Here is a 21461-nt window from a genome sequence, read left to right as displayed (position 1 = left end):
GCAGCGGGAATCGCTAGCAATTTTAGTAAGTCCGGCAAGATTGCCGCCTGGGGAGACGTGATGATGAGAAACCGTGCCGGCTTGCTGGCCCTTGCAGTGCTTGTAATCGCAATTCTATTGATGGTCTTTTTTGTCATGCCCCGCATCGGCGGAGACGCCGCCAAAGTTGGTGATGCAATTAACCAGGCCGGCTCCGAAGTAAAGAAAACAGTCACCGAAACCGCCAAGACATCGCGCCCTTCAGTTCCCGACGATGCAGAGACCACGCAGAAAGTGGGTCGGCTTGCTTCGGAGGCGGCCCAATCCATCTCCGAACTTAAGGCGCTCTTTGCAGACGGCAAGGGTCCGACACAGGAAGTTTTCGAGACAGCCAAGTCGAAGGCGACGACCTCACTGCAGGCACTTGCGGACTTTGCGATTCCTGATGGCACGAACCCGGTCACGGCTGCCGCCGCCACCAAGACAAAAGACGGTGCAGCCAAGGCGCTGACGATCGTCAAGGCGCTACCGGAGAATATTGCCGATGCGGCAACGGCGATCGCAAAAGCCGAAGCGGCGCTGACAGGCTCCCCGGAGCCGGCCAGCGAACCGTCGGTCGCGGCCTCGCCTGCGGAAAACGCCAACAAGCTCCCCACTTTCGACGTGCTGCGCGTAGAACCGGATGGCTCTACGGTCATCGCCGGTTCGGCAGTACCGAACAGCAAGCTTGAAATCCTGGATGGGGACAAGGTCGTGACGACGACGGACGTCGGCCCGACTGGCGATTTCGTTGCGGTGCTCGATAATCCGCTCTCCGCCGGCGACCACCAGCTCGTCCTGCGAGCCACCGGCAAGGATGGCAAAGCTTCGACATCGGAAGAAATTGCGACCGTATCCGTTCCCACGGATGGCAAGAACTCCGAACTGCTGGCGATGGTCTCCAAGCCGGGCACCGCCAGCCGCGTCATAACCGCGCCCAAGCCGGATACTCAGGTCGCCTCCAATGGCGGTACTGCTCCGAGTTCGTCGGATGCCGCGAGCGCGCCGGCTGGTACAGGTTCGACGACGGCTAACGACGTCATGGTCAGCGCCGTCGAGATCGAAGGCGACAAGATCTTTGTCGCAGGCATGGCGAAGGCCTCGGCGAACGTCGTCGCCTATGCCGACGGCCAGCTGATCGGCAAGGCGAAGGCCGGTCCCGACGGTCATTTCGTTGTCGATGGCGTGATGCCGCTTTCGGTCGGCGATCACAAGATTCGCGTCGATGTTCTCGATGACGCCGGTAAGGTCGCCGTTCGCGCGTCGGTGAATTTCAACCGCCCGGAAGGAAATCAGGTCACGGTTGCCGCGCAGAGCGTGAAGCCTAACGGCGGAAGCGCGGCGGGGACCGTGCCACTGGATGAAGGTACGCTCGGAAAGCTGAAGAATGATGCCACCAAGGCCTTCTCCCTGCTCAACGGGCTCTTCGCCGACGGCAAGATACCGGGAGCGGAAGAGCTCGCGGCGGCCCGCTCCGCGACCGAATTCGCCCTGCGTGCCATCGTGGAATTCCGCAGCGCAGCCGATGCCACAGCCGACGTCAAGCAGCAGGCTTCGATCGCTGCCCAGGCCGCAGCCGATGCCCTGAGCATGCTGCAGGCTCTGCCAAAGGATGCGAAATCCGTCGGCGATGCGCTGGGCAAGCTCGACGCCGACATCGCCCAGCTGACCGCTCCTTCCACTGCACCGGCCGCGCCGAATGCACCTGCGACCAACGAGATCGCTGGAGACCAGGGCGGTCCGACGACGATCGAGCAGGCGCCGCTCGCACCGAGCAACGAGACGGTCATTATCCGCCGCGGTGATACGCTCTGGCAGATATCGCGGCGCGTCTATGGTGCGGGCGTTCGCTACACGACGATCTATGTCGCCAACGAGGACAAGATCACAAACCCGGACCGCATCTTGCCGGGACAGATCTTCGGCCTTCCCAAGGATGCCCTGCCGAACGCGGAAGAGCTTCACCGCAAGCGGCTGTCGGGCGAACACCTCTAAGGCGATCCCATCTTGATAGAGCGGCCGGACGGATATCACGTCCGGCCGCTCTTTTCCTGCGGCACCCATTTGTTGTATTGGTCCCGCCAACCCCTGTGTGGCGGTGACGACGATCATGTCCGGCGAGCCCCTTTCGGCATTTCCGCGGCTCCCAAATTTGTCGGCAACGCAGCGCCATCAGCGCCTTTCGGCGGGAGATTCGCATGGCAAACGGCAAGACAGTCTCTGATTCCAACCTCCTGCGGACGCTGTTCAATCTGTGGCCCTACATGTGGCCAACAGGTCGCCCGGATCTCAAGATGCGGGTCGTCTGGGCTTCGGTTTACCTCCTCGTTTCGAAGTTCGTACTGCTGCTCGTCCCCTATTTCTTCAAGTGGTCGACCGATGCGCTGAACGGGAAGATGGACCTCGCCGGCAAGCTGCCGGACCTGCTTGTCGGCGCGACGGCGTTGGTCATTGCCTACAACCTCACCCGCCTCATCCAGCTCGGTCTGAACCAGTTGCGCGACGCGCTCTTTGCCAGCGTCGGGCAGCATGCTGTCCGGCAATTGGCCTACAAGACCTTCGTGCACATGCATGAACTGTCGTTGCGCTTTCATCTCGAACGCAAGACGGGTGGACTTTCGCGTGTCATCGAGCGTGGCACCAAGGGGATCGAGACCATCGTGCGATTTACGATCCTCAACTCCGTGCCGACGCTGATCGAATTTTTGCTGACGGCCATCATCTTCTGGTGGGGCTACGGCTTTTCCTATCTCGCCGTCACCGCGTTCACCGTCTGGGCCTATATCTGGTTCACGATCCGCGCCAGCGACTGGCGCATCGCGATCCGCCGCACGATGAACGACAGCGATACCGACGCCAATACCAAGGCTATCGACTCCCTCCTCAACTTCGAGACGGTCAAGTATTTCGGCAACGAGGAGATGGAGGCGCGGCGCTTCGACAGGTCGATGGAACGCTACGAGAAGGCGGCCACGGATGTCTGGACCTCGCTCGGCTGGCTCAACTTCGGCCAGGGCGTGATTTTTGGCCTGGGCACGACGGTGATGCTCATCCTGTCGGCCCTTGCCGTCCAACGTGGCGAGCAGACCGTCGGCGACTTCGTCTTCGTCAACGCCATGCTGCTGCAGCTTTCCGTTCCCTTGAACTTCATCGGCTTTGTCTATCGTGAAATTCGCCAGGGGTTGACGGATATCGAGCAGATGTTCGATCTCCTCGAAGTCAAGGCTGAAGTGATGGATGCGCCCGAGGCGGCGCCTTTGGATATCAGGCAAGGTGCCATCTCCTTCAAGGATGTGCACTTTTCCTATGACCCTGCCCGTCCGATCCTAAAAGGTATCTCCTTCGAAGTGCCTGCGGGCAAGACGGTCGCCGTGGTTGGTCCGTCGGGCGCCGGTAAATCGACCTTGTCGCGCTTGCTCTATCGTTTCTATGACATTCAAAGCGGTTCGGTCTCGGTCGATGGCCAGGACATCCGGACAGTGACCCAGAAGAGCCTGCGATCGGTCATCGGGATGGTCCCGCAAGACACCGTCCTTTTCAACGATACGGTTGCCTACAACATCCGCTACGGGCGTCCATCGGCTACTGATGCAGAGGTCAAGGCAGCAGCCGAGATCGCCCAGATCGCTCACTTCATCGATCTGTTGCCCGAGGGCTTTGATACCAAGGTTGGCGAGCGTGGCCTGAAACTCTCCGGTGGTGAGAAGCAGCGTGTTGCAATCGCTCGAACGGTCCTGAAAGCTCCACCGATTCTAATCCTCGACGAGGCAACATCGGCCCTCGACACCACCACCGAGCGCGATATCCAGACCGCACTCGATGTTGTATCCAAGAACCGCACAACGCTCGTCATCGCCCACCGGCTGTCAACGGTTATCGGCGCGGACGAAATCATCGTTCTGAAAAGCGGCGAGATTGCTGAACGCGGTACCCACACCACGCTTCTCCAGAAGAATGGCCTATATGCCTCGATGTGGAATCGCCAGCGCGAGGCCACGCAGGCCGAAGAGCACCTGAAGCAGGTCCGCGAGAGCGACGACATGGGGGTTGTGAACAGGCTTGCTCCCGCGAGCTAGCCACCAATGGACGGCATTTGAGCTGCTTTGCTGTTCAGAAGCCCGTCATAGATGTGGGGTCAAGGAGCCGCAGCATTGCCCCAGCTGCGGTTTCCCTGTAACCAGCGATGAGAAAAGAACGCCAAAGCACAACGCAATGTTACAGATTCGCTTGTTGCGCTTTAGTTCTTTGTTTTCACGCATGTCTTTGGCCCGAAACCGGTTGCCGCTTTCGGGAGACATGCTTTAGGAGCGCGGCATAAATGAGCTTGTTCAATACGGTACGCAACACGATCGTTCCGGTGCACAAGGAAGGTTATCCCTTCATCGCCGCCTTCTTCGTCGCCTCGCTCATTCTGGGCTGGATCTTCAAGCCGCTGTTCTGGATCGGGCTGATCCTGACGCTGTGGTGCGCCTATTTCTTCCGTGATCCCGAGAGAATGACGCCACAGGATGACGATCTCGTCATTTCGCCGGCCGATGGCAAAGTGTCGTCGGTCCAGATGGTCGTACCGCCCGCCGAACTGAATCTCGGCAGCGAGCCGATGCTGCGCATCTCGGTGTTCATGAACGTCTTCAACTGCCATGTGAACCGCTCCCCGGTGCGCGGGCGGATCGTCAGCGTCAACTACCGGTCGGGCAGCTTCGTGAATGCCGAACTCGACAAGGCAAGCGAAGACAACGAACGCAACGGTCTTGTCATCGAAACCTCGCACGGCCAGATCGGGGTCGTTCAGATCGCCGGCCTCGTTGCTCGGCGTATCCTTTGCTGGGCCAATACGGGCGAGCCTCTGGATGCCGGCGAACGCTTCGGCCTGATTCGCTTCGGTTCGCGCCTTGATGTATTTCTCCCGGCCGGCGCAGCGCCCCGGGTGACGCTCGGCCAGACGGCAATTGCCGGAGAAACCGTGCTGGCCGAATTCGGCTCCACCAAGGGCCCGGTCGTCAGCCGTCGAAGCTAGACTGGAGCGCGACATGGAAACGCCCTTCCCGCCTTTCGAGCCCAACGGTCCGCCTGACGATTCGGGCCGCGGACCACGGCTTCGCGAGATCCCGCTTCGCCTTATCATTCCCAATCTCATCACGATCCTGGCGATCTGTGCCGGCCTCACCGGCATCCGCCTTGCATTCGAGAACCGGTACGAGCTTGCGGTCGGCATGGTGCTTCTCGCCGCATTCCTCGATGGGATCGACGGCCGCGTTGCCCGCCTGATGAAGGCGACGTCGAAGTTCGGCGCGCAGATGGATTCGCTGGCTGATATCGTGAATTTCGGCGTCGCGCCCGCGCTTGTCGTCTATGTCTTTGCACTGGATCAGGCCCGCTCCATCGGCTGGATCGCCGCCCTGATCTACTCCATTGCGGCGGGCCTTCGTCTGGCTCGCTTCAACGTCATGGCCGAGCGCGAGAACAAGGCAACCTGGCAGTCGGAGTATTTCGTCGGCGTGCCCGCGCCAGCCGGCGCGATGCTGGTGCTGCTCCCTGTCTATCTCGGCTTCCTTGGGCTGACGACCGATCGCACTTTCGCTTATTTTTCATCCGTTTATACGGTTCTGATCGCGTTCCTGCTCATTAGCCGCCTTCCTGTCTGGTCGGGCAAGTCCGAGGGCAGCAGGCTGCGGCGTGATCTGGTGCTGCCGGTCATGCTCGGGGTCGTTCTCTACGTGGCGCTACTGTCGAGCTTCACATGGGAAGTCATGGTCGTGACCGCCGTCATCTACCTGCTGACGCTGCCGTTCGGCGCGCGCAAGTGGAAGCGGAAATACGGCACGCTGACCATCGAGGAACCGGGTGTCGGCGAGGACGATATCGGCCGTCATATCTGACATTTTTCAACTCTCCTTTGCCGAAGAATGCCTGACTCAAGCCTCGCGAAATATGCATCGGATACACAATTCCTGATAAGCGGCGCCTCGATTTTGTCGCTATTACACGCAAAAGAGCAATAAATATAAGAGTCTAGGGACAGCACACGTGAGGAGAGTATTGTGACCCCGAAGAAGACAAGCGTCGAACAGCCGGCGAAGTCCGACCTCAGCGCCAACTACCGCCCGCTCGGCCTGAAGGCCGTTCTTGCGGCCGCCCTGATGCTCAAGAGCAAGCCACCGCTCGTCAAGAAGATTGCCTAGGGCGAGGCAAATGCCGCGCTGTCGATGGGACCGACAGCGCCAAGATCAGACCCTTGCCTCCATGCTTCATTGAAAATCCAACGCGCGTCCTCATCCGGCGCGACGTGGTTGAACCGAACTGCTAGGATACACGTCCATAAGCCAGTTCGGAGGCGATATGACCGACGTCCAGACAAATCGCAAGCTCAGTGCGATCCTTGTCGCTGATGTCGTTGGCTATTCGCGGATGATGGCAAAGGATGAGGCAGGCACGCTTGCCGCGTTGAAGCATCACCGGCTGTCTGTCTTCAATCCTGAGGTCGAGAACCACAACGGCCGCGTCATCAAGCTTGTTGGCGACGGCGCTCTCGTCGAGTTTGGCAGCGCCGTTGATGCGGTCAAGTTCGCGCTTTCGGTGCAACGCACCGCCGCCGCTTCGGGCAACGACGCCTCCCATCCAGGAATCACGCTGCGCATCGGGATCAATCTCAGCGATGTCGTTATCGATGGTGACGATATTTATGGTGACGGCGTAAACATTGCCGCGCGTCTGGAACCGCTGGCGGAACCCGGCGGTGTCTGCATCGCATCGAGCGTCAGGGAGAACATCGTAGGGCGCGTCGACGCGGAATTCGAGGACGGTGGCGACGTCCAACTCAGGAACATCGATCGGCCAGTCCGGATCTGGAAATGGCAGCCGGACGCTCACCCAAGCCCTACCAGTGCTCTCTTGCAAAAGGCAAAAGACAACCTCCGGCCGTCGCTGGCCGTGCTTCCCTTCCAGAATATGAGCGGCGATGTCCAGCAGGAGTATTTCGCCGATGGCGTTGTCGAAGACATGATCACGGCGCTCAGTCGTTTCCGCTCCTTCGCGGTGATCGCCCGCAACTCCTCCTTTATCTACAAGGGCCGCGCGATCGATGTGCGCCAGGTCGCTCGCGAGCTTGGCGTACGCTACGTGCTGGAAGGCAGCGTGCGGCGCGCCGGTAACCGCTTGCGCATTACCGCACAGCTCGTCGAAGGCGCGACCGGTGCGCACCTGTGGGCAGAGCACTACGATGGCTCTGCGGAAGAAATTTTTGATTTCCAGGATCGCATCACTGAGAGCGTCGTCTCGATTGTTGAGCCCCAGATCAAGTCTGCCGAGATCGCGCTTTCACGAAGGGAGCGGCCAGAGAGCATTGAAGCCTATGATTTCTACCTTCAGACCATGGGAAGCTTCTACTCCGACATGCCAGAGCGGAACGACGCCTCCCTCGCCCTGATCAACAAGGCAATCGCCCTCGAGCCTAACAACGCGACCTATCTTGCGACGGCAGTCGGGTTGCTCATGCAACGCGGCACTCTGGGCTGGAAGCTGCCGGGGGTCGAGGATCAGCGAGCACTCTGCGAGAACTACATCGAGCGGGCGCTTGTGCATGGCCATGGCGACGCGTCCGTCGTGGGGATCTGCGGCAATACTCTGATGCAGTACCTGAAGCAGTACGATCGAGGTTTCGAGTTGGTCTGCCAGGCCGTTGCCTTCAACCCCAACAACCTCGACGTCGTCAACTATGCGGGCGTCGCGAACCTCCATTGCGGCAGTCTCGATGAGGCCGTCACATATTTCTTGCGCGCCGAACGACTGAGTCCAAACAGCCTTGGTGCTCATTGGAACCTTACCGGGCTGGCTCATGTCGAAATGGTCCGCGGGAACTATGAAGAGGCTCTGGCCTGGGGGCGCAAATCCATGGCGGCGAATGCCTATTACGGTCCGTGCTTCTGGATGATGATTGCGGCCAATGCAAAACTCGGACGCATGGACGAAGCGCGGCGGCACCTTGCGGGTCTGCTTGCATTCTCGCCCGGCGTCACCGTCGCCCGCATCCGCGCCGGCCAAGCCGCCAAGAACCCTGACCGGATCGAACCGATCCTCGCAGGGTTGGCGCAGGCCGGCATGCCGGAAGCCTAGGCCGGGTGGAAGAAGCGGACCAGCAGACTGATCGCCAGCAGCCCCATGACAATGCCTATGATGACATCGAGAACCCGCCAGGCTGCGGGTTTTGCAAAAACCGGCTGCAACAGGCGAGCGCCGTAGCCTAGGCCGAAAAACCAGATGAACGACGCCGTCGCGGCACCGACACCGTAGGCGATGCGGTCTGCACCGCTATAGGGCGCGGACAGGCTGCCAATCAGAACGACCATGTCCAGGTAGACGTGCGGGTTCAGAAAGGTAAAGGCTAGGCAAGACGCGACTGCAGCCTTCAGACCCAGTGTCTGCGGAGAACCCGCCTGCATCGCGCCGGGATGAAGAGCGCGACGGAATGCCAGAACGGCATACGAACCGAGAAAAATTGCCCCACCTAGCGTCACAGCCGAGAGGAGCGTCGGCGACTGGGCAACAAGCGTTCCCAGCCCGGCAACGCCGGCTGCGATCAGCACTGCATCCGATACGGCGCAGATCAGGCACAGGATGAAGACGTGTGAGCGCAGCAGGCCCTGGCGCAGAATGAACGCATTCTGTGCACCAATGGCGATAATGAGCGACGCACCAAGGAAGAAGCCGGAAAGCGCGGCAGAAATGGAGATCATGTGATTTTCCGGAAGAATTATGCGGTGGGATTATCAGATTAGAAGAAGCTGAGCTGGCCGTCATCCGGCTTTTTCTTTTCAGGCGGCGACGGCAGCTTATCAACAGCCACCTTGTCCTGGAGGTCGGACCCCACATTGGTCACTTTGTTGACCTTGTCGGAGACGGGGATCGCCTCGAAAAAATCTTCTTCGACCGGCTTCATCAAGTCGGCGACGTCCCGTGGCTCCTGTGTCTTGCAATCCAGCCAGCGCGAAAAGTCTTCCGGCTTGATGACGACGGGCATGCGGTCATGGATCGGAGCGATGGCGGCATTTGCCGCGGTCGTCAGGATCGCACCGGTGTCGACTTCCGAACCGTCTGCGGACGACCATGTTTCCATCAGGCCGGCGAACGCCACAATGCCGCCGCGGCGCGGCCTGATCCAATAGGTCTGGGACTTCTCGCCCCTCTCCTTGCCGGGGCGTTGCCATTCATAGAAGCCGGAGCCTGGCACGAGCACGCGCCGATGGCGCATCGCCGCACGAAACGACGCCTTGCCGATCGCCGTTTCGGCGCGGGCATTGATCAACAGCGGAAATTGCTTGGGATCCTTCACCCATCCCGGCGTAAAGCCCCATCGTACGAGCACCGCGCGCCGCTCCGGGAGGTTGCTGCCTTTCTCCCGCGTTTCATCCGAAACGACGACGAGGATGGGCTGGGTCGGCGCAATGTTGTAACGCGCGGGAAAGTCCTCGAGATCCATGATCCCCAGAACTTCCTTCAATTCCTCCGGGGATATTGTCAGGGCATAACGTCCACACATTCGGATGTCTTTGCACTCCGTCCGGCGACGGTCAAGGGTAGCCGCCTCAGCCGCGCGGTGCGAGTAGGATGATTGCCGAGCCGCAAAGGCAGACGAGCGCGCCACCAATGTCCCAGCGGTCGGGCACACGGTTCTCGACGATCCACAGCCACATCAGAGAAGCCACGATATAGATGCCGCCATAGGCAGCGAAGGTGCGGCCGGCGGCCTCACTCGGCACGAAAGTGAGGAGCCATGCAAACAGCGCGAGGGACACCATACCGGGCGCCAGCCACCAGACGGGCTTTGCCATTCTCAGCCAGGCCCAGAAGGTGAAGCAGCCGGCAATCTCGAAAACAGCTGCTGCAGTATAAATGATATAAGTCACGAGAGCTCCATCGAATCGCCGCGTTCAATATCCGGCGGAACAATGGCGGCGCCAAGCACATCCCAACAGAGACCAACGCGGCAACCCCATGAGTTCCATTCCGAAGGCGGCCTCCTCCGCCATCCTCCAGCGCGGCAACCGGTTCCTCCTCGTGCTTCGGCGCAATCCGCCGGCGGCCGACATGTATGCGTTTCCGGGAGGACGGGCCAAACCGGGCGAAATGCCAGAGGAAACGGCGTTGCGCGAGTTGGAGGAGGAGACCGGCATAAAAGCTCGCGACCCTCACCTCTTCGCTACATACGATTTGAAGACGCACGCCCCTGACGGCGCGGTCGTCAACCACTTCTTTCTTTCCGTATTTCGGGTCGAGGCCGACGAGACGGCTATCGGCCTTGCGGCCGACGACGCCGCCGATATCGGCTGGTTCACCGTTGAGGAGATCCGCCGGTTACCCGTGCCTCAAAGCGTGCTTGAATGTGCCGAGCGCCTGGCGTCCGGGAGCGAATAAGCAGGTGGAAACTCAAGCAAGCGCCTTGTTCCCGTCACTGTCAGGGTATCAACTATCAACATGATTCCCGTTCGACGCGCGTTCCTGTTTCTTGCATTGTGCGCAAGCGCCGCCCTACCCGCCCCTTTATGGGCACAGGGTACAACGCCGCCAGTGTTGCCAGAGCAGAGTGTGCCAAAAGCGGTCACCGTGCCATACGACGAAAAGCTATCGCGGCTTGCCGAAGTGTTGGGCTCGGTTCACTACCTGAGGACTTTGTGCAAGGCGGAAAACAGTAGCGAGTGGCGAGGGCGCATGCAGCAACTGCTTGATTCAGAAGCCAAGGACGAGCCGCAGCGCAAGGAACAGCTGACCGCGGCTTTCAATCGCGGATACCGCGCTTTCGCGTCTGTTTACACGGATTGCACGCAGGCAGCCATCGTGGCAGAAGAGCGATACCGTGCCGAAGGTGCAACACTCGCCACAGAAATAACATCAAGGTTCGGAAATTAACGGTTAATTAACCTCTTTTCACTGGCGGCCGTGTCGTTTTGGGAAAAGGCTGATAAGGTCGTTAACTAGGCAGTAAGGCATGCAGTTTGAGGAAATGACAATGGAACCAAGCCTCAATGACATCGACGACATGATCGTTCATGAGAAGACTCAGGCGGCTTTGGAGTACCATAACGAAGCCTGGGCTGATGGCATGGCAGACGGAATCGAACCCGAGATCATCGCCGATACAGCAATCATCCACGCGCTACGGGAAACTATTCGCCTCCATGGCGAGAATAGTGCCGAAGCGCTTCTGGATTCCTTGCGCGAGCGCATGCTTGCCGGCGAGTTTTCTCCGAACCGCACCCTGCAATAACGATCACAGAGAGTTTGATGCATTCCGCTAGGGACAATGCTTCGCGGCCCGCGATCGCGCCGCTTTTGCTTGCAATCGGCCTTAGCGCCAGTAGCTTTCTGACCGGGACTTCGGCCCTGGCACTCTCAGAGCTGCAGAAGACCCCAGGACAGGTTGAACAAAGCGCTCCTGGCCAAGGCGGCGACAAGCCAGCCCCCTCCCCAACCTCACCCGGCGTTCCGATGCCCGACCCGCTGGTCAATTCGCAGGCCGGCCAAAGCAACGACAAGACGCCCGGCGCCGAGGACAGCTCGAAGCCAGTCGAAGTCATCTACGATATCAGCAAGGTCCCCGAGCCCGTTCGAAAGATGCGGGAGCAGATCGTCGAGGCAGCCGCTTCGGGCGATCTCGAGCGGCTGCGCCCCCTGCTCGGCACCGGCGCCACTCAGACACAGGTGACGGTCGGAGAGCCGACGGACGACCCCATCAGCGCGCTCAAGGATCTTTCGGGCGATCCGGAGGGCGATGAGATCCTGGCGATCCTGCTTGATGTCATTTCCACCGGCTTCGTTCATGTCGGCCAGGGCACACCGGACGAAATGTTTGTCTGGCCCTATTTCGCCGAGAAGGACCTGAAGGCTCTGACTCCCCCCGAGCGAGTGGAATTGCTGCGCATCGTTACGGCCGGCGACCTGTCCGACATGCAGGAGTTCGGCGGTTATAATTTCTATCGATTGGGCATCACCCCCGACGGCAAATGGAAGTACTTCACCGCCGGCGACTGAGGCTTGCGATCCCCTCACCGAAGACATACATCTGAGCGATAACGAACGCGACAGGTGCGCCATGCCAGCCGTATTTCTGAAGAACCGCTCGCTTATACGGGTGAGCGGTCCGGAGGCCCAATCCTTTCTGCAGAACCTGATCACGACCGATCTTGCCGCGCTCGCAGCGGATGAAGCACGGCCGGGCGCGTTGTTGACGCCGCAGGGCAAAATCCTGTTCGATTTCATGATCTGGCAGGACGGCGATGGGTTCATCATCGATACGGACGATGATCAGCGGGATGCGCTGCTTAAGCGACTGAGGATGTACAAGCTCAGAGCCGCCGTCGACCTTTCGCCTGCCGGCGAGGGCGTGACGGTTTCTTGGGACGGCGCAAATACGGGTCCAGCCGATAGCCGCTTTGCCAAAGCTGGCGTGGCGCTCGTCCGCCAGGCGGGGCAGCACGGTGCCAATGACAGCGAAATCTATGACGCATTGCGCATCGCGAGCGGCGTTGCCGTATCCGGGCAGGACTATGCGCTGCAGGATGCCTTCCCGCACGATGTCCTGATGGACTTCAACGGCGGCCTCTCCTTCAAGAAGGGCTGCTATGTCGGCCAGGAGGTCGTCTCGCGCATGCAGCATCGCGGCACGGCGCGCCGCCGTGTCGTCACCGTGAAAGGCGAGACGGCGCTGCCGCCCTCCGGGACGGAGATCACCGCCGGGGGCAAGCCGGTCGGCACGCTCGGATCGGTCGTCGGAAAAGGCGGCCTCGCGATCGTTCGCATCGACCGTGCCGGTGAGGCCATTGCGACAGCGACGCCTCTATTGGCAGGCGAGACGGCCGTCATTCTCGAACTACCCGCCTGGACAGGGCTGACGTTCCCGTCGACGGCGGACGAGGCCAGCGCGTGACGACAAAGGCGCCGCGCGCGTGGCAGCGCATGCTCTCGGGCCGCCGGCTTGATCTGCTCGACCCCTCTCCTCTCGACGTCGAGGTGAGCGATATTGCGCATGGGCTTGCGCGCGTTGCCCGCTGGAACGGGCAGACCTCGGGAGATCACGCCTTCTCCGTCGCCCAGCATTGCCTTGTCGTGGAGGATATTTTCCACCACCTCAACGAGGCGACAGCCGATCAGCGGCTGATGGCGCTGCTGCATGATGCGCCGGAGTATGTCATCGGCGACATGATCTCGCCGTTCAAGTCGGTCGTCGGCGGCGGATACAAGGCCGTCGAAAAGCGGTTGGAAGCGGCCGTCCACCTTCGGTTTGGCCTGCCGCCCCACCCTACGCGCGAACTCAAGGAGAAGATCAAGAAGGCTGACACCATCGCTGCGTATTTCGAGGCAACTCAGCTTGCCGGGTTTACGTCCACTGAGGCAAAGAAATTCTTCGGCCAGCCGCGCGGAATCACAAAAGACATGTTGCTGATGACGCCACTGCCGGCAGTCGAGGCGCAGCGCCTCTTTTGCGAGCGCTTCGAGACAATTGAGGCCATGCGGAGCAGCAAAGCATGACTGTCATCATTGTCGCTCCGCTTGCCCGGATCGCCGAAATGGCAGTCCGGCATGGCGCCCGTGAGATGATCAGCCTGATGGCGAAGGAACAGGCTTTCCACCGGCCTGCCGTGATTCAGGCGCACCGGCATCTTCTCCTCCATATGAACGACATCGCGTTCAAGGGAACCGGTAACCTTGTCGCGCCGGATGAAACGCATGCGCGGGAGATCATCGGTTTTGCCCGCGAGTGGGATCGCACTGCGCCACTCTTGATCCACTGTTGGATGGGCGTCTCCCGGTCGCCGGCGGCGGCCTTGATCGCCGCCCTTTCCGTGTCGCCGGAGCAGGGGGATTCGGCACTCGTTCGCCGGCTGCGCACTGCATCGCCTTTTGCCACGCCGAATGCGCGGCTGATCCAGATCGGCGATGACCTGCTCGGCCGCGGAGGGCGGCTGGTCGATGCGGTTCGAAGCATCGGCCGTGGCGCGGACGCGGATGGAAACGCACCTTTCACACTGGCTTTGGACGAGCCGACCGCTGGAACGTTTTGAGTCGATACCGGTTATCCCTCGAGGAGGTTGATCGATGTCGCTGCAGAACTATCGCGATACGTTTGTGCGATGCTTGGCTACACTCAGGAGCCTGACAAGCGCGCGCGACGAATATGCGTGGTTCCGGTGGCAAGCGATCTATCTCACACGTGATCGATTTTCCTACTTCTTTCGCGGCGATCTGGATGGTGTCAAAGTCCGCTTCCTCGGCCAACAGATAGATTTGACCACCGGCGCCACCAGCTCGGTTCCGATACGTTCGATTGCGCTGTACGGGGCAACATTCGGCCTGAATGAGGCAATCACTGCTTATTGCGGGCCTCAGAAGTCTGTTATCGACGTTGCGCATGCCTTCAGCGAAAAAGGCGCTGCAGATTACCAGGCCGAGTTCTTCTATGTCAGGATGCGGCTGCTCTACTCGGCCGATGACAGCCGCACGGGTTTCGGCACCGATCCCAGACTGCGTGAAAACACGAATATCATATTCGTCGGGCTGGAAGATCACGCGACGGCCGACCTGCTCGAAACAAGTCGCGTCGGGCAATGGGTCGCGACGGATAGACCGGTTGCATCAAGCGAGTGGTATGCGGAGCGATACTACTATCACTGACCGGAAAGACTGCCTACTTGATGACGCCGCAGGCAAGGCGCTCACCCGCATCGCCTGCAGGTTGGCTGCGATAGTCATCAGAATTGGCATGAACGATCAGCGCTCGGCCGCGGACGCCATCAGTCTTGCCGTCGAGTGTTACCATGCCGTCAAACACCTGCGCTCGCAGAACGCCATCCTGATCAACATACTGGTTGGGCATGTCGCCGGCATGGGGTCCCATTGCGGACAGCAGGCCGTGCTCGGCATTGGTCGGATTGAAGTGCTTTCCGGCTGACTCGTGATGGCCGGCTGCATCGCAACTGCCGGTCTCGTGGACATGGAATGCGACCCATTTGTTGGCAGGCAGCCCAGCCACTTCGGCTTCGATCAATACGCCGCCATTTGCCGCCGCCGTTAGCGTGGCCCGACCGCTTGCCTTTCCGTCACGCCCGATAAAGTCCGCCGTGGCCGTTTGCTTGTCCTGAGCCATCGCAGCGGAGGAAACGGCCAAGAGCGTCAGAGCCGCGAACGAGAGGATTGTTTTCATTGGAGCTTCCTTTGCATCGTCGTTTCCCAACGTGCGAGGCACGAAGCAGTTCCCAAAACGGCGGCAACGAAAAAGCCGGCTCTGAGGCCGGCTTCGCAAATTCAGCGCACCACGTGATCAGGCGACAGTGTCGAGATCATACTGACCGTATGTGCTCTTATACAGATCGTAAGAGGCGTTCTGCTGGGACTGCGGATAGAAATTACGGCTACCCGTCTCACTTGCAGCCATCATGAAGGCAAGCACGCCATCCGAGAGCTTTGGTGCAAAGTCCTGAGCATTGCTCCCTTCTGAGCCCAACTGCTTCAGAATGCCCGGCTTGTCATCAGCCGCCCGCTCGCCACGGCTCAGCACGCCGTCGCCATTTGTGTCCAATCGCGACAGGGTCGCGAGATACGCATAAGATGTATCACTAACCGATGAAACTTGGCTCATACAAACCTCCATTCACCGCTGTTTCGGTGATGTTTGTACGCAATACGAAATGGAAAAATCTAAGATTAAACGGTCGTTAAACTGATTTGCGCACTGCGTCAATAAGCTGTTAACACGCCATTAACCATGATTGACAAAGTGTGATTTCAGCGCATCAGCCGCGCGCGGTCTGGGCTCAAATGCCCACATTTCCAGGCAGTTCGTGACCAGCAGTCAAATATAATGCCAGCAATATATTCGTTTGCGTTGCAATAGAATTTTAATGCGACCGATGGATTATCTTCGCCACGTCAGCATAGGGGCCGGTCGAATTTGAGATTGCCTAGACGATAATTTTGGATTGTTTCAGAAGGTCTTTTCATGTCTGGCGCGCCGCGTCGAAACTGCAGGCTGGCAGCACGCTCACAGGGCTCCGCTCACCCTCCCCTCGCTCCCGAAACAAAGATTGCCGAAAATGGACGCTGAAGCCCTTTTCCGGCAACAGTGCACGACCGCCCTCAATGAGGATGGCTCTGCCAACGCTGAGCGCCTGATGAATCTTGTCGTCGAGACATATCGACTGCAGGCAGGAAAGAAGCGCGCCGCGGAAGACCATTCGCACCTTCTGAGCGAAGAAAACACCACGCTTAAAGGCAGCCTCGTTGCCACGAAAGAAGATCTCGCGGAACAGCAACGCCTGTTCGGGATCGTTCTCGACAACCTGCCGCAAGGTCTGAGTGTCTTCGACACTGAGCAGCGATTGATCGTCTGCAACACGCGCTTCCGACAAGTTTTCGGCTTCAGCGCCGAAGCTGCCTCTCCCGGCGCCTCGCTGAAAACACTCATCTCGATGATCCGCGGCACCGAGCGGATCGAGAAAAAGGTCTCCCGTCTGCGCGCCGCCACCGAAGGTGGACACATCCGCCACCGCGAATGGATCATGGAAGACGGGCGCACTATCCAGAGCGTCATCACCGTCCTCCCCGATGGCAGCAACATTTCCATTCATGCGGACGTTACCGAAGACCGAAAGGCGGCCGAGCGCATAGCTTATCTCGCTCATCACGACCCGCTGACCGGACTGCCGAACCGCATCAGCCTCAGGGAGCGCATCGACGCCGCGCTGGCCGCCTGTAAGCCGGACGAGCAGATTGCCCTTGTGCACCTTAATCTTGACCGCTTCAAATCGATCAATAACACCCTCGGCGTTTCGGCCGGTGACAAGATCCTGCGGCAGGTGGCTGAGCGCATCCGCATGTCGGCAGGCGGTAATGTGCTGGCGCGCCTCGGCTCGGACGAATTCGCGATTCTTCAATCCGGACGGCAGCAGCCATGGAACGTCACGGCTCTGGCCGACCAGATTCGCCGCGAACTCTCCGAGCCGTTCTTTCGTGGAGACAAGGCCGTTGAACTCAGCGTGTCGATGGGGATCGCAATCAGTCCGCAGGACGGAATTGAAACGGACACCCTGCTGAAACACGCCGGCGTCGCACTGTCGCATGCCAAGAGCAGCGGTGGAAAGGGCGAGCGCTTCTTCACGGCCAAAATGGAAGCGCAGATCGAAGCACGGCATACACTGGAAGCGGATTTGCGCAAGGCGATCGAACGCGAGGAGTTCGAGCTTCACTATCAACCGCTCTATGACCTCGGCCAACAGAAGATCTGCGGTTTCGAGGCGCTTCTGCGATGGAACCACCCAACGCGCGGACGGGTGCCGCCCATGGAGTTCATTCCCCTTGCCGAGGAGGTTGGCCTCGTGGTCGATATCGGACGCTGGGTCCTACGCCGCGCCTGCCGCGATGCCATGGATTGGCCAGAAGATATCAAGGTTGCGGTCAACGTATCGGCGATCCAGTTTACGAACAGTGATTTGCCGAGCGATGTCGCCGCGTCGCTGGCCGAAGCGGGGCTGCCAGCTAACCGTTTAGAAATCGAGATCACCGAAAGCGTGCTGATGGAAAACCTCGATGAGGCCCTGCCTGTACTGCACGCGCTCAAGCAGAGCGGCATCCGGATCGGCATGGACGACTTCGGCACCGGCTATTCGTCGCTGAGCTATCTCCGACGGTTCCCCTTCGACAAGATCAAGATCGACAAGTCGTTCGTCAACGGTATCGTCGAAGACAAAGAAGCCTTTGCGATTATGCGTGCCATCATCCTTCTCGGCGATGCGCTCGGCATGCGCGTGACCGTGGAAGGCGTCGAAACGGCCGAGCAGTTGGCCATGCTCCAGCGCGAAGCCTGCGATGAAATCCAGGGCTACCATATCAGCCCGCCACGGCCGGCCGTGGACGTACCTTACCTGTTGGCTTGGCCGCAGGCGCACCCGAGCGCCCGCGCCAGCTAGTACGCTCTTCGTTGCGACTCGTGGTTCCTGCGTTTATGGAAGGACACCCTCTTCCCACGCGGTGATCCCATGTTCCAGGCGAAGGCCTTCGCTCCATTTGAAAAGCTTGCCGCCGCGCTCGTACCGCATTCGTCGGAAGGCGATGACGGCTCGCATGACGTGGCGCATGTCTTGCGCGTTTTCAAGAACGCCATGCGCATTCAGGCTGTCGAGGGTGGCGATGCCAGGATCCTTGCGGCTGCCGTCCTCCTGCACGATTGCGTCGCCGTGGAGAAGAACTCCCCCATGCGCTCAAAGGCGTCCGCTTTGGCAGCAGCGAAGGCCTCGGCCGTTCTCGCGAAGCTTGGCTGGGCCAGTGACGACATCACCGCTGTTGCGCATGCGATTGTCGCGCATAGCTTTTCCGCCAATGTTACGCCCGAGACCCTGGAGGCAAGGATCTTGCAGGATGCCGATCGCCTGGATGCGATCGGCATGGTCGGCGCGGGACGCTGCTTCTACATTGGCGGCCGAATGTCCTCCGCGCTCTACGATCCGTTCGATCCGGCAGGCAGCAACCGCGAGCTTGACGACAGGTGCTATGTCATTGACCACTTCCAGACAAAATTGTTCAAACTCGCGGACGGCTTTCAGACGAAGGCCGGGCGGGCGCTCGCGGCCACACGCGACCAGCGCCTGCGCGACTTCCTTGCGGCTTTCATGGACGAAATCTAGGAGCACTTGATGCGTATTACAGGCCTTTTCATCTATCCGCTCAAAAGTGCCCGGGGTATCGCGCTGCAGTCCTCGGAGATCGATGCATTCGGGTTGCCGGGCGACCGGCGCGCCATGATCACCGATCGGGACGGACACTTCATCACCCAGCGGGAGTTGCCCGATCTCGCTCGCATCGCCGTGCAGGCGGCACCGTCGGGCCTCCATCTCACCATGGGCGACAAGAAGATTGACGCGCAGATTCGAACGGCCTCAAAACGGATGGACGTCTCGATCTGGAAGTCCATCGTCAATGCGGCGGTTGCCGATGATGCTGCGAATGCTGAACTTTCGGCCTGGCTCGGGCGAGAGGTGAGACTGGTGTTCTTCGATCAGGATGCCAAGCGTTCCGCCAGTGCGGAATGGGCCGGCGAAGGCACACCGGTCACATTCGCCGATGGCTACCAGATCCTTGTCACCACGACAGGCTCCCTGCGGGCACTGAATGCCGATCTCGAGGCGCACGGCGAAGGGCAAGTGGGCATGGAGCGGTTCCGGCCCAATATCATCCTTGATACCGAGGAAGGTTGGCAGGAAGACCGGTGGGCTGCGATTGAGATCGGCGGCATTCGTTTCGATCTCGTCAAACCTTGCGCACGTTGCATCATGACCACCCAGGACCAATCGACCGGATCGCGCGACGTTCCTAGTCCGATGCCCGCCATGGGGCGCATTCGGATGTCTGCGGACCGGCGTGTACCCGGTCCGCTCTTCGGCTGGAATGTCACGCCTCGCGGGACCGGTCGGATTGCGGTCGGCGATACAGCCAAAGTCATCGAGGAGAGGCCCGAAGGCTGGGCCTTCAAGGTCCGCAACCGCGGCTAGGCGCGAAGCTGCGCGAGTGCCTCATCGATTTCATCCGTGATAGCCGGCGATAACGGGCCTTTGGCCAGCGCGCCGGCGTTTTCTTCAACCTGGGCAACGGTGCGAAAGCCCGGGATCGGCAGGGTTCGGGGCGAGCGCGCCCACAGCCACGCCAGGGCGCCTTGTGTGAGAGTTCGACCATCGGACTTCAGCAACTCGCGAACCGCTTCCAATCGCGCTGTAAATTCCGGCGCGATCCGGCCGTCCTTGAAGTAGACCATCCAGTCAAGGCTCGCGCCGCGAACATCCTTGTCACCGATTTTCGTGTCGGCGCGGAATTTTCCGCTGAGCAAGCCCATCGCGAGCGGCCCGCGGTTGATCGAAATCAGGCCATGCCGTTCGATCACCGAGATCATGTCAGGTACCGGCTCGAAGACGTTCATCGTGTGCTGGACGGAAACAAAACCAGGGCGGCCGGCATGTCGCGCGGCACGATCGGGATAATCCGTGCTCCAACCGAAGGCGTCGATCTTCCCCTCGTCACGGAGCGTCTCAAGGATTTCGAAAACCTCGTCCGACTGTTCAAGCGGAAAGTCGTTCAGATGAAATTGAAGCAGATCGAGGCGATCCCGTTTCAACCTGCGCAGCGACGTCTCGGCCGAGCGGCGAATGAAGACAGCATCGGCGAAGGCGCCGGTTGCCTGCTTCGTCTCCGGATCGGTGGCAAAGCCGAACTTGGTCGCGATGACAATGTCGCTGCGACTACCGATCGCACGCCCGAGAACTTCCTCTGAATGCCCGGCCCCATAGTTCGAAGCCGTATCGAAGAAACGGATGCCGAGTTCGATCGCGCGATGAATGGCGGCGACGGACTCGTCGTCATCGACCTCGCCCCAGCCGAGCGGCGTGTCGCCGGCATAGAAGGGACCGCCGATTGCCCAGCAGCCCATACCCAACCGGGGTATTTCATAATCGTTCCAGAGATCTATCGTCGTCATCGCATCCGGTTTGGTCAGCATCGCATTCCTCCAATCGCTGGGCTGCATGCGATCGAAATAGGAAGATGCGTGAGACACGTAAAGCGCCTAATCCGAATGATATTTTTCGCCAATGAAAAACGGCCGGTCAGGCGGACAATTCGTCCTGCGGTGCGGCCGCCTTGAGTGCTTTCAGAGCTGCCTGTACGAAGCCCTCGCGCGCAGCTGCCGCTTCCACGCCGCGCGGCTCATAGACATGGCGATGGAGAAAGAATGCCGTCAGGCGGAACGCGGCGCTGAGGCCGTCGATATCAGCCGCGCGGTTTTCCTCACTGTTCAGGAATGGTGGCAGGAGCAACATCTTGTCTGCCCAGGGAGCACCCGCAGTCCGGCTGACCGCCCTGCCCGACTTCGGCGACACATAAGCAAGGTCGGAACGACTGCCCGTGGCGGCGCACTCGGTCAAATCGAGACCAAAGCCGAGGTCGTTCAGAACGGCAAGCTCGAAACGGACGAAGAGCTCACCGGCATCCGCCGGATTGTGGAGATTGTCGAGGATGACTTCGAGCGCTTCGAAGAGATGCGGATGCGGATCGCGCTCCGGCAGCAAGCGCAGCAGTGCGCCCATCGCCTGCACGCCATAGACGGCAGTCGCCGTTTCCATCAGCCGCGCGGCCCGTAACGTCAATGGCTCTATACGGAATTCGCCAAGGTGCTCGTCTAGGCGCGCACGCCACGTAACCTCGACCTCGTTGCCGGGTTGAAGAACCGGTTGCATGGCACGAGACCGACCAGAGCGGACCATGCCAAGATGGCGTCCGCGCTCGCGCGTCATCACCTCGGCGATGACGCTGGTCTCGCCATGGCGCTTGACGCCCAAGATGATTGCCCGGTCATGCCACTGCATCGGAAGCGAACCCTAAACTTACGATTCGATCCTAACGCAAGACCGTTG

General features: G+C 60.1%; 24 protein-coding genes. 17 read left to right on the top strand and 7 right to left on the bottom strand.

From position 1 onward, the window contains the following. Positions 1–60: 60 nt before the first annotated feature. The 6 genes from AS026_RS08060 to AS026_RS08040 all read left to right on the top strand — a co-directional run bounded on the left by AS026_RS08060 (position 61) and on the right by AS026_RS08040 (position 8130). Positions 61–2013, top strand: coding sequence for a LysM peptidoglycan-binding domain-containing protein (locus AS026_RS08060; protein WP_062369326.1), 1953 nt, complete (start codon positions 61–63; stop codon positions 2011–2013). Between the two features lie 203 nt (positions 2014–2216). Beyond that, positions 2217–4094 (top strand): ABCB family ABC transporter ATP-binding protein/permease, encoded by a 1878-nt coding sequence (locus AS026_RS08055; RefSeq protein ID WP_062369325.1) that lies wholly within the window; start codon positions 2217–2219, stop codon positions 4092–4094. A gap of 242 nt (positions 4095–4336) precedes the next feature. Continuing rightward, positions 4337–5035: a phosphatidylserine decarboxylase gene (locus AS026_RS08050; RefSeq protein ID WP_025659847.1), complete on the top strand. Its 699-nt coding sequence runs from the start codon at positions 4337–4339 to the stop codon at positions 5033–5035. Positions 5036–5048: 13 nt separating this feature from the next. After that, positions 5049–5897 (top strand): CDP-diacylglycerol--serine O-phosphatidyltransferase, encoded by an 849-nt coding sequence (gene pssA / locus AS026_RS08045; RefSeq protein WP_018857405.1) that lies wholly within the window; start codon positions 5049–5051, stop codon positions 5895–5897. A gap of 162 nt (positions 5898–6059) precedes the next feature. Then, positions 6060–6200 (top strand): hypothetical protein, encoded by a 141-nt coding sequence (locus AS026_RS42250; protein WP_007531226.1) that lies wholly within the window; start codon positions 6060–6062, stop codon positions 6198–6200. A 157-nt stretch (positions 6201–6357) separates the two neighbouring features. Beyond that, complete coding sequence (locus tag AS026_RS08040) at positions 6358–8130, top strand: adenylate/guanylate cyclase domain-containing protein (RefSeq protein ID WP_062369324.1); 1773 nt, start codon at positions 6358–6360, stop codon at positions 8128–8130. Here the strand turns inward: AS026_RS08040 and AS026_RS08035 are convergent. Genes AS026_RS08035 through AS026_RS08025 form a run of 3 tightly spaced genes read right to left on the bottom strand, consistent with a single transcriptional unit; the run spans position 8127 to position 9920 of the window. Beyond that, positions 8127–8750: a LysE/ArgO family amino acid transporter gene (locus AS026_RS08035; RefSeq protein ID WP_025659849.1), complete on the bottom strand. Its 624-nt coding sequence runs from the start codon at positions 8748–8750 to the stop codon at positions 8127–8129. The genes AS026_RS08040 and AS026_RS08035 overlap by 4 nt on opposite strands. Positions 8751–8788: 38 nt before the next feature. Then, entirely contained in the window at positions 8789–9553 is a 765-nt protein-coding gene (locus tag AS026_RS08030; RefSeq protein ID WP_062369323.1) for an SOS response-associated peptidase, read from the bottom strand. Between the two features lie 46 nt (positions 9554–9599). After that, complete coding sequence (locus AS026_RS08025; RefSeq protein ID WP_018857410.1) at positions 9600–9920, bottom strand: YnfA family protein; 321 nt, start codon at positions 9918–9920, stop codon at positions 9600–9602. 88 nt (positions 9921–10008) lie between these two features. Here AS026_RS08025 and AS026_RS08020 point away from each other — a divergent pair, with 88 nt between their 5' ends. The 8 genes from AS026_RS08020 to AS026_RS07985 all read left to right on the top strand — a co-directional run bounded on the left by AS026_RS08020 (position 10009) and on the right by AS026_RS07985 (position 14682). After that, positions 10009–10428, top strand: a complete 420-nt coding sequence (locus AS026_RS08020) for an NUDIX hydrolase (protein WP_062369322.1) — start codon at positions 10009–10011, stop codon at positions 10426–10428. Between the two features lie 60 nt (positions 10429–10488). Continuing rightward, positions 10489–10920, top strand: a complete 432-nt coding sequence (locus AS026_RS08015; RefSeq protein WP_062369321.1) for a TIGR02301 family protein — start codon at positions 10489–10491, stop codon at positions 10918–10920. Between the two features lie 100 nt (positions 10921–11020). Next, complete coding sequence (locus AS026_RS08010; RefSeq protein ID WP_018857413.1) at positions 11021–11278, top strand: hypothetical protein; 258 nt, start codon at positions 11021–11023, stop codon at positions 11276–11278. A gap of 17 nt (positions 11279–11295) precedes the next feature. After that, positions 11296–12042, top strand: coding sequence for a glycoside hydrolase family 12 protein (locus tag AS026_RS08005; RefSeq protein WP_018857414.1), 747 nt, complete (start codon positions 11296–11298; stop codon positions 12040–12042). Positions 12043–12103: 61 nt separating this feature from the next. Continuing rightward, positions 12104–12937, top strand: a complete 834-nt coding sequence (gene ygfZ / locus AS026_RS08000) for a CAF17-like 4Fe-4S cluster assembly/insertion protein YgfZ (RefSeq protein WP_062369320.1) — start codon at positions 12104–12106, stop codon at positions 12935–12937. Further along, positions 12934–13539, top strand: a complete 606-nt coding sequence (locus AS026_RS07995; RefSeq protein WP_062369319.1) for a YfbR-like 5'-deoxynucleotidase — start codon at positions 12934–12936, stop codon at positions 13537–13539. The genes ygfZ and AS026_RS07995 overlap by 4 nt, the downstream gene beginning before the upstream one ends. Next, positions 13536–14072 carry a tyrosine phosphatase family protein gene (locus AS026_RS07990; RefSeq protein WP_062369318.1) on the top strand — a complete coding sequence of 179 codons (537 nt, stop codon included), beginning with the start codon at positions 13536–13538 and terminating at the stop codon, positions 14070–14072. Before AS026_RS07995 ends, AS026_RS07990 begins: the two co-directional genes overlap by 4 nt. Positions 14073–14106: 34 nt before the next feature. Continuing rightward, positions 14107–14682 carry a hypothetical protein gene (locus AS026_RS07985; RefSeq protein ID WP_062369317.1) on the top strand — a complete coding sequence of 192 codons (576 nt, stop codon included), beginning with the start codon at positions 14107–14109 and terminating at the stop codon, positions 14680–14682. 13 nt (positions 14683–14695) lie between these two features. On the opposite strand, the gene AS026_RS07980 is transcribed toward AS026_RS07985, so the two are convergent. After that, positions 14696–15211 carry a superoxide dismutase family protein gene (locus AS026_RS07980; RefSeq protein ID WP_062369316.1) on the bottom strand — a complete coding sequence of 172 codons (516 nt, stop codon included), beginning with the start codon at positions 15209–15211 and terminating at the stop codon, positions 14696–14698. 117 nt (positions 15212–15328) lie between these two features. Further along, positions 15329–15646 (bottom strand): hypothetical protein, encoded by a 318-nt coding sequence (locus AS026_RS07975; RefSeq protein WP_018857420.1) that lies wholly within the window; start codon positions 15644–15646, stop codon positions 15329–15331. 454 nt (positions 15647–16100) lie between these two features. Here AS026_RS07975 and AS026_RS07970 point away from each other — a divergent pair, with 454 nt between their 5' ends. The 3 genes from AS026_RS07970 (at position 16101) to AS026_RS07960 (ending at position 19550) form a co-directional block, all read left to right on the top strand. Continuing rightward, positions 16101–17972 (top strand): putative bifunctional diguanylate cyclase/phosphodiesterase, encoded by a 1872-nt coding sequence (locus AS026_RS07970; protein WP_062369315.1) that lies wholly within the window; start codon positions 16101–16103, stop codon positions 17970–17972. Between the two features lie 69 nt (positions 17973–18041). Next, on the top strand, positions 18042–18686 hold the full coding sequence (locus AS026_RS07965) for an HD domain-containing protein (RefSeq protein ID WP_062369314.1): 645 nt from the start codon (positions 18042–18044) through the stop codon (positions 18684–18686). Positions 18687–18695: 9 nt separating this feature from the next. Further along, positions 18696–19550 carry an MOSC domain-containing protein gene (locus AS026_RS07960; RefSeq protein WP_062369313.1) on the top strand — a complete coding sequence of 285 codons (855 nt, stop codon included), beginning with the start codon at positions 18696–18698 and terminating at the stop codon, positions 19548–19550. Here AS026_RS07960 and AS026_RS07955 read toward each other — a convergent pair. Further along, on the bottom strand, positions 19547–20548 hold the full coding sequence (locus AS026_RS07955) for an aldo/keto reductase (protein WP_062369312.1): 1002 nt from the start codon (positions 20546–20548) through the stop codon (positions 19547–19549). The two genes, AS026_RS07960 and AS026_RS07955, sit on opposite strands and share 4 nt — an antisense overlap. 106 nt (positions 20549–20654) lie before the next feature. Beyond that, positions 20655–21413 (bottom strand): DNA repair protein RecO, encoded by a 759-nt coding sequence (recO, locus tag AS026_RS07950; protein WP_018857425.1) that lies wholly within the window; start codon positions 21411–21413, stop codon positions 20655–20657. Positions 21414–21461 lie beyond the last annotated feature (48 nt).

It is taken from the genome of Rhizobium altiplani, from assembly GCF_001542405.1.
In the GTDB taxonomy this organism is placed as follows: Bacteria; Pseudomonadota; Alphaproteobacteria; order Rhizobiales; family Rhizobiaceae; genus Rhizobium; species Rhizobium altiplani.
Note: the sequence above shows the minus strand (reverse complement) of the source record. Positions and strands in the feature narration are given on the sequence as shown.